Origin of the sequence: Muribaculum gordoncarteri, assembly GCF_004803695.1 — a bacterium.
GTDB classification, from domain to species: Bacteria; Bacteroidota; Bacteroidia; order Bacteroidales; family Muribaculaceae; genus Muribaculum; species Muribaculum gordoncarteri.
In genome coordinates, this window is sequence record NZ_CP039395.1 from 20567 (window position 1) to 28257 (window position 7691).

A 7691-nucleotide genomic window follows, 5' to 3' on the forward strand; every position below is an offset into this window, starting at 1 on the left:
ACGGTTTATACGGCGAGCCGACTGTAAGAACGTATTATCCCTACATTCTCCTTCCCCTGCTTTTCCTCGGTGGTTCCTGAGTCTGTCCGGTGTCCGGCTTTTGTGTCTGCTGCTTCCTTTTCTCTTCCTCCTGACGCTGCTTTATTCCAAGTGCAGCCTTCACCTTTGCCCAGATATCCCGGAAGAAATCGGAGATACGCTTACCGCAGATGGATATAAAGGAATCCTTTCCCTCTCCTTCGACCTTTATCTCTGTAGCCTGACAGTATTCATCCGGAATACGTTTCCTTGTTGCCGGATCTGTAAACGCATACGGCTTCAGACGAAGCACACCCCCATCAAGGATACAATCCTGCCATTCGGGATTGGTTATCTCTATCGACACAAGTTCCCTGAGCAACCGGGCTTCATCGGGATGTCTGCGTTCAAGTGCGGTCTGTGAGCCGGACACGGTCTCCTTCAGCTGTTGCAGTTCCTGTTCCGCCTTCACTCTCCCGGCTTTCTCATGCCGAGTGGCAGCGGCTTCTCTCTCCAGTGCGGTGGCGTTGCCGGACACGAGCAACTTCAGCTCCGCATTCTCCTTTGCAAGCCTCTCAACCTCTTTCTTGGCAAGGAAACTTATCGAGGCGTTGTTTATCCTTTCCAATGCCTCCTTCTCAACCTTGGCAACCTCTTTCTCCCTGCTGTCCACCGCCTGAAGAAGACGGTCAGCGGACTCTATGCGACCCTCGGCATATTCTCCGGCTTCAGTATAAGTATCGAGCCTATCCTGCGCCTTCACTATCAACGGAAGAAGTTTGTCGAGCTGCTGCTGTTGCCGGGCTATCTCATTTTTCTTTTCAGTGAGTTCACTCCTGGTCTCGTTCAGTTCCTTTTCCTGCTCCCTAATCTGACTGTCCTTTTTAAGAATCTCCCGGTTCTTCTCCTTTACCAAGTCCTCCTGTCCGGCGAGTTCCTTGAGTAACTCGTCCAGCCGCCCGCGTTGCAGCTCGTATTGCTCCTTATAATACTGGGCAAGATCCTTATGCTTGGCAGGGCTTCCCTCCTCGCCCCTCTCCAGCCCGAAAGAAGCCATCGCAATGGCATACTCGGTATGCCGCCTTTTCAGATCCCACTGGGTCATGACATCATCGGCACACAACCGCAGGGTCTCCTCTGTCGCCTTTTTCTTGTAGCGGCGTTTCTTCTTAGGGACTTCCTCCCCGTTTTTCTCCGCTTTCTCCTTATCCTTGGCGGCTCTCTTTTTTGTCGTCCTCTGTTTCTTACTCTCTCCGGACACGACAGGTACAAGCGACACATGAAGGTGCGGAGTCTCCTCGTCCATGTGCAGAACCGCACTAACGATATTCTCCTTGCCATGTTCCTTCTGCGCCCACTTTATAGACTCCCGGCACCATTCCATCAGCCGTCCCTGCTCGATGATCTCAGCCATGCCCTCGACCGATGCGCTCAGGCGGATCTCGATGCAGCATATCTGACCTTTCCGGATCTTGCGCTCGTATTCATTGCCGTCGGCATCCTTCTGATGACGGACAGCATCAAGCCTTTTCTCGATGGCTGCGCTGCGGCCAATCTCCCGGGCTTCCTTTATAAACTCCTTGTTATGTCTGGTAAGGTCTCTGCGCTTGATGTTGTACGGCACATGCTCCGTTCCGTCCGCCTTCTTCCTCTCGATATGGGTGGAGTAGGACACCGGTGGACCGTAGCATTTCTCATAATGGCAGACTGTATAGTGGCTCATATATTTTCAGTGGAAGGTGGACGGAAACGGCCGAGAAGGGATGCAAGGGAAACGGCGGCCGCAGAGCTGTTCCCTTTGCCGGAGAGTGCAGAGAGAGGGTCACTCTCTGCCCGGGGGTGACGGGGGCTGGAAGCCCTTGTCCGAGGGTCCGGGAAGGGTCATCCCGGCGGTGGGGTTCAAAGGGGAGAGGACACTCCCCTTGTGGGGGTTGTAGGGGGCGAAGCCACATGCCTTAATAGGGTTAAATATAGCATCCCAACAGAGTGGATGCGGTGGCTTCGCCAATATTTTGCCCTATTAAGCTATGGCAAATTTGAAAAATTTGCTCTCGCGCAAGCGATGGAACCGCCTGAAACAACTGACCTCCGGAGGATACCTATGCTATTCCTCGACCTTGCCGTATCCCATTTTGACACGGTTACTCACAAGCAAATACCCACTGAAAAAGCGGTCGAGTATGTTGTTGATTGTAGATGTGATCGTAGCGTGCGGGACACCACTTCCGGCGTTCATATCCTTGATCATCTTCACGAACTTCGGGGCGATTGGAACCTGCGGGAACTTCATCGAGGAAGAACGGTACACCATAGGGGAGATATATCCCTCTATGAAATCAGCTTCTGTTGTTTCCAAAACAGTTCCGCGCTTTGACAGCACAAACAGAGCCTCTGCCTCACTTGCCAGCTTCGGGCCTTCAGGGGGTGAAAGCAGACTTAAATTCAGAGTATTCTCCATAGCATATCGAGTTCTCTCAGAGAATCTGCCATCCTTGTCCATCTCTATCTCAATGACCTTTCTTGGATCTTTCTCGAAAGATTTTCTGACTTCTAAAAAATCACCCTTTTCTTCTTCTGTTTCATCCATTGATAAAGCATTTGTTATTTGATTTGAAAATTCATATTTCTGAAAATTATTGTACCTGAATATTCAGGCGTAAATATTTTCCTTACAAATAACATTCATACTATGGTTATGGTTCTTGAAGGGAAGTATGAAACGGACTCACAAGCCCAGCAATAAAACAATATATATTGTTTTATTTATTTAATGTTTTATTGTTTTAGTGGTTACTGCATAGCAGAATCCCACCAACGGGTAACAGTTGGTCTTGAGAGTCCTGTCTCCCGAGCACACAAAGATTTATTCTTGCTATCCGGATTCTTCGCTCGCCATTCCTTAACGAGTTTAGCATGAGAACTGCTCTCGATAGTGGCTTTTTTCCTTCCACTCCCGTCTCTCCAATTTCCATCAGGGTAAGAGATATTATCCCTGACAAAATTCATGAGTTTAATATGTTTCTCACGTCCTCTATTATTGCGTTTATTTCGCTCGATCCTTATTCCTGTGGTCGTTTCAATAACTCTAATCGGCCACTTGTTATATTCCTCGTCATAAGCTCTCATGGCATCGTTTACATCGTCCTCCGTAAAGGGATTATCCACTGTCTCAGTCTTGCGGTCAAAAGCCGGAACCAAAGATAGGGCATCAGCAAGGACTTCATCGCGAGGCACACCGCATTTAACGGCATAGACTACCAATGTAAGAATGCACCAATACCGGTGATGCACTTCCACCTGCTGACCGTCTTTAAGGATATTCAGCCACCAATCATACAAGCCACGATTGAGTTGCCATTTCTTGCCCACTCTCCTGCGTCCGATGACTCGGGAGGCATACCACTCCGGCCATCGTTCCTGCGCCTCTTTCAGCGTCACACGAGACGGATTATGAGGTGTCTTGTCTGTCAACTGTCCGAGTTCTTCATCTGTCAAGCTGAAAGCACGCCCTAAAAAGCTGTTCAATTCCTCCGGCGTGTGCATGGGCGCGGAACGGTTCCAGAACGCCCGGATAGGTTTGCCGAACTTTGTCTTGGTGCCCGGCACACGGAAACCCTGCACCACACTCTGAACCTGCGCCCTCTCCGCACCAAGTTTTGACACGAGCCACACAATCTTGGTCAAACCACGTTTCATCTTATTCAACGCATCAAGGCGAGTAGCGAACATTTCAATCGGACGCTTCAACAGGTAATACACATGAATCCCATGCCCTGAATTGACTATGATATTGGCAACCGGATAAACCCCTGTTGTCATACCTCGCAACAACATCCGGACCTCGTGCATACTCACACCGTCAAGATCTATCGCAAAGGCATAAAGAAACCGAGCGTTCCTATAAGAGTTGGTGCGCCCTACATAAGTCACCGGGGACAATATCGCAAAATCCCGCCCATTGAGAAAACTCAGACTCTCACCATCATCCTTCAACAACAACCTATGTCTATTCTTCTTTCCATCCTTGTAGAAGACCACAGGATTATATCTCCACATACGATAACCACTATAGTCGATCTTCTCTGACTGTGCATCATCTGAATTGGGGGACTCTGACCTCAAAGCCTTGTTCCGGATCTTCTGCTTCAACCACAGCTGGTATTCATAACTCTGTACTTCCTCAAAAGGAATAATCCCCTCACCCTGTTCAAAGGCTTTCCTCTCAAACAACAACTCGACAAACTCATCAGGATAAAGCTCTGACAATTCATAATGCTCCCCACACTGAAGATAATCGGATTTACGCTCAAACTCCTTCTCCAACACATCCACAGAAACACGGTTCAACCGACCATGGTAATCCGACCAAGCCTGAAGAAACTCCCGGTACTCATCCGCAGGAAGAGTATCGAAATCAAAATTATTCAAGTCAACCTTACTAAAGTCTATACTCATAATCTAAAATTTTGAACAGTGGGGCACTCGTTCCTCGTGCCCCATTAAGGGGGCGTATATTATCAATGAAATTTCTTTTACACTTTTGCAAAGATATAACATTTCTCGGAATTACCCAAACCCCAACACTAAATAACTAATTACCACTATCGCTAATTATATTTTTCAATAATTACTATCCATTACCTTTCCCTTTCTTATTTTAGTAGCATAGCAAAAACACTAAACGAATAAAACACTATTTAGGTAATTCAATAATTATTATTATCTTTGCATTGTCAAACTAAGACATAACCCTTAACCCCACCATTAATGAAAGCCAAAATAATAGCAATAGCCAATCATAAGGGCGGAGTCGGTAAAACCGCCTCTGTCGCATCCATCGGAGCGGTATTGGCATCAAGAGGGAAGAAAGTGTTGATGGTTGACTTAGATACCCAAGCCAATCTTACCCGGCACTTCATGGAAAACATTCCCCCACGAATTATTTACCACGCAATTCGTGAGCAGCTCAATCTTCCCATCTATCCAATCCGTGAAAATCTCGATATCGTTCCAAGTGGACTTGATATGGCGGGAATTGATTTGGAGTTACAGATGATGTTCAACCGGGAAAGAGTGTTGAAGGGTCTTCTTGATCCATTCAGCTCCATTTACGACTATATCCTATTGGACTGTCCTCCGGCTCTCGGATTAGTTACAATCAACGCACTTACTGCCGCCAATAAATTAATCGTACCTATGAAGGCCGATCTTATGTCAAACTATGGATTATCTATGATGGATCAGTTTTGTGTAAAAATGCAGGTGCTAAATCCCGGCATACACATTGACTACATATTCTTCAACATCTACGAAAAAGGCCAGACCATGACAGAAGCCATAGAAACAGATGTCAGATCTAAGTACGGTGATAGAGTTCTTTCCACTGTAATCCGAAAGAATAATGATGTATCCAAAGCAGCCTTCGATTTTACTGATATTGTCAGCTTTAACCCCGATGCAAATGGGGCTAAAGATTTTCAAGCATTAGTGACCGAACTTGATAGCAAGCTCTAATCACTAAATAAATAATTAGCAAAATCAATATTTCACTAATTATCAAAATCACTAAATAAATAACCGTTTCTCATGGCTAAAAATAAGACTTTGACAGTACCTCAAAATGGTACTCAACCAGCAGTCATACCATCACCTATCGACAATATGCTCGCTGGGGCAACCACAGTAGATACAGCCACAAGAGCATCTAACAAGCGTCCAACGTCATTCAATATAGACCAAGAACTACAGTCTCGCTTCAAGGCAGCATGTGCCACAAGAGGCAAATCTATGTCCAGTGTAATCGAGGACTTTATCCTCAGATATATAACAGAACAATGACCATCCCATCCACTTATTCATACACAATTCAATCCATTTATCCAAATAATTTAAGTAAAAAAAATAAAATATTTCTGTAATCAATTCTTTTTGTGTATATTTACAATCGGTAATATTGCCGTAACCCTTTAACAACGAAGAATCATGAATCTTCCCAAGATTGAAACCTTACTTCTTCAAGAAATGGTTGAAGTAAGAGGTGGACTCGCCGGAGTTTGCGAGTGCACCAAAGGAGCTGGACAGGCTTCTGAAGACGGTGGCAAATGTTCATGCTCTTCCGGAGCTGGTCAGAAAGCTCTCTCCTTTGAAACAGCCAAAGGAGAAGAGACTATTTGCACCTGTTCGAGCGGAGCCGGCCAGTAATCAAATTTGCCCCAGCGGCAGAACAGAAACAACCAGAAACATACACTGCCGCTGGGGTCTTATTTTCTACCAATATGATTATAAAGCTATCACCATCTTATACAATAAGAAATCAAAAAAATTGCTCTTACATTGTAAGGGTTGACAAAATCATAAACAACGACACCAATGAATTTGGGGCTATTCCTATTCCCCCATTTATTGGATATATCCTTTCACGTTTGGGTAGAGATGAGTTAGATCGTGATCTCATGCTCTTATCAGACGAAATGGGTATCACAAAAAATGCTATACATAATTTCGTAGCACAGCTTCTTCCAAACCAAGATAATCGAGGTAATAAAGAGTTTAAACTTAGTGATACATTCTCTATCGTTTTCCCTTCCAATTTATTAGAGGTATGTGAAAGTGTAGAGGAGACAAGTTTTTTTGAAACCGAAGATTTTAATTGGAGTCAGGAGTTCATACCTCAAAGACCGTCAATGCCATTATCTGTAAATTTAATGGTAACAACTTTATGCAACACTTCATGCTGCTATTGTTATGCAAATAGATCTCTGACACCGCTTATGTCTACAGTTGAAATTGTAGACATAATCAAAGAACTCAAAAAGAAAGGAGTAGTTAATCTAACACTTACAGGTGGTGACATATTTGCGCATAAAGACTGGAGTGTTATTTTAGAAGAGGTTATCAATGCCGGATATAAACCATTCCTATCTACAAAAACACCCCTATCCCCTACAGACTTAAAAGTTCTTCATGATCTAGGCTATACCGAAATTCAATTTTCTTTGGACTCAGATGATCCATGCGTTTTAAAGGAACTCATAAAAGTTGATGAAGATTATATAAACCATGTTATAACTATGTTTGAAGCATGTTCTAAACATGGTATCAGCATTCTGATTCGTAGTGTTCTTACAAAGAAAAATGGGTCTCTCGAATCAGTTGCACGACTGTATAACTTTCTTTCTAACTACTCTTGCGTTAAAGAGTGGATAATGACTCCTGCTTTTTTCTCCGAATACAAGAAGCAACAGTACGCTGAAATTGAGATTGACAATGATAGTCTTAAAGCTATCTACGACTTTTCAAAGAAACACTCTTCAAATTTTCGTATTGGACTAAATAAGATATCTTCTGACGGATACGTACTGCAGAAATGCAACACTGTTTCAGAATTTGTTTTGTCGTAATCAAATATGCTTAGCTAATACAACAAGCTTATCTATTCTAGCTAATGGACTATGTAGCATTTGTGAAATGTTATACGACCATCCTGAATATATTTTAGGAAGTGTTCGCAAAGCATCTATTTCCGAAATCTGGAATTCAGAGAAAGCTCTGAATCTCTATTCTCCCCAACAAGAAAATATAGAAAGTGATTCTCCTTGTAAAACTTGTGAAGTGTTCAGCAAATGTAAAAACTACATTTGGGAAAAGGATATGCTATCTAGATATTTACCAAA

At 44.0% G+C, this 7691-nt stretch carries 7 protein-coding genes; 4 read left to right on the forward strand and 3 right to left on the reverse strand.

What is annotated here, in order from left to right; genetic code table 11:
- Positions 1–40: 40 nt before the first annotated feature.
- From mobV to E7746_RS15025, 3 genes are all read right to left on the reverse strand, one after another.
- Complete coding sequence (gene mobV / locus E7746_RS15015) at positions 41–1741, reverse strand: MobV family relaxase (protein WP_136411385.1); 1701 nt, start codon at positions 1739–1741, stop codon at positions 41–43.
- Positions 1742–2122: 381 nt separating this feature from the next.
- The gene (locus E7746_RS15020; RefSeq protein ID WP_136411386.1) at positions 2123–2605 is read right to left on the reverse strand and encodes a hypothetical protein; all 483 of its coding nucleotides are present in this window, start codon (positions 2603–2605) and stop codon (positions 2123–2125) included.
- A 203-nt stretch (positions 2606–2808) separates the two neighbouring features.
- Entirely contained in the window at positions 2809–4473 is a 1665-nt protein-coding gene (locus E7746_RS15025) for a hypothetical protein (protein ID WP_136411387.1), read from the reverse strand.
- Between the two features lie 312 nt (positions 4474–4785).
- On the opposite strand from E7746_RS15025, the gene E7746_RS15030 reads away from it, so the two are divergent.
- The 4 genes from E7746_RS15030 (at position 4786) to E7746_RS15045 (ending at position 7418) form a co-directional block, all read left to right on the forward strand.
- A complete protein-coding gene (locus E7746_RS15030; protein WP_136411388.1) occupies positions 4786–5532 on the forward strand; it encodes a ParA family protein in 747 nt (248 codons plus the stop codon).
- A gap of 147 nt (positions 5533–5679) precedes the next feature.
- On the forward strand, positions 5680–5856 hold the full coding sequence (locus tag E7746_RS15410) for a plasmid partition protein ParG (RefSeq protein WP_354271014.1): 177 nt from the start codon (positions 5680–5682) through the stop codon (positions 5854–5856).
- Between the two features lie 183 nt (positions 5857–6039).
- Positions 6040–6219 (forward strand): hypothetical protein, encoded by a 180-nt coding sequence (locus E7746_RS15040; protein ID WP_136411390.1) that lies wholly within the window; start codon positions 6040–6042, stop codon positions 6217–6219.
- A gap of 74 nt (positions 6220–6293) precedes the next feature.
- Positions 6294–7418 carry a radical SAM protein gene (locus E7746_RS15045; protein WP_136411393.1) on the forward strand — a complete coding sequence of 375 codons (1125 nt, stop codon included), beginning with the start codon at positions 6294–6296 and terminating at the stop codon, positions 7416–7418.
- Positions 7419–7691 lie beyond the last annotated feature (273 nt).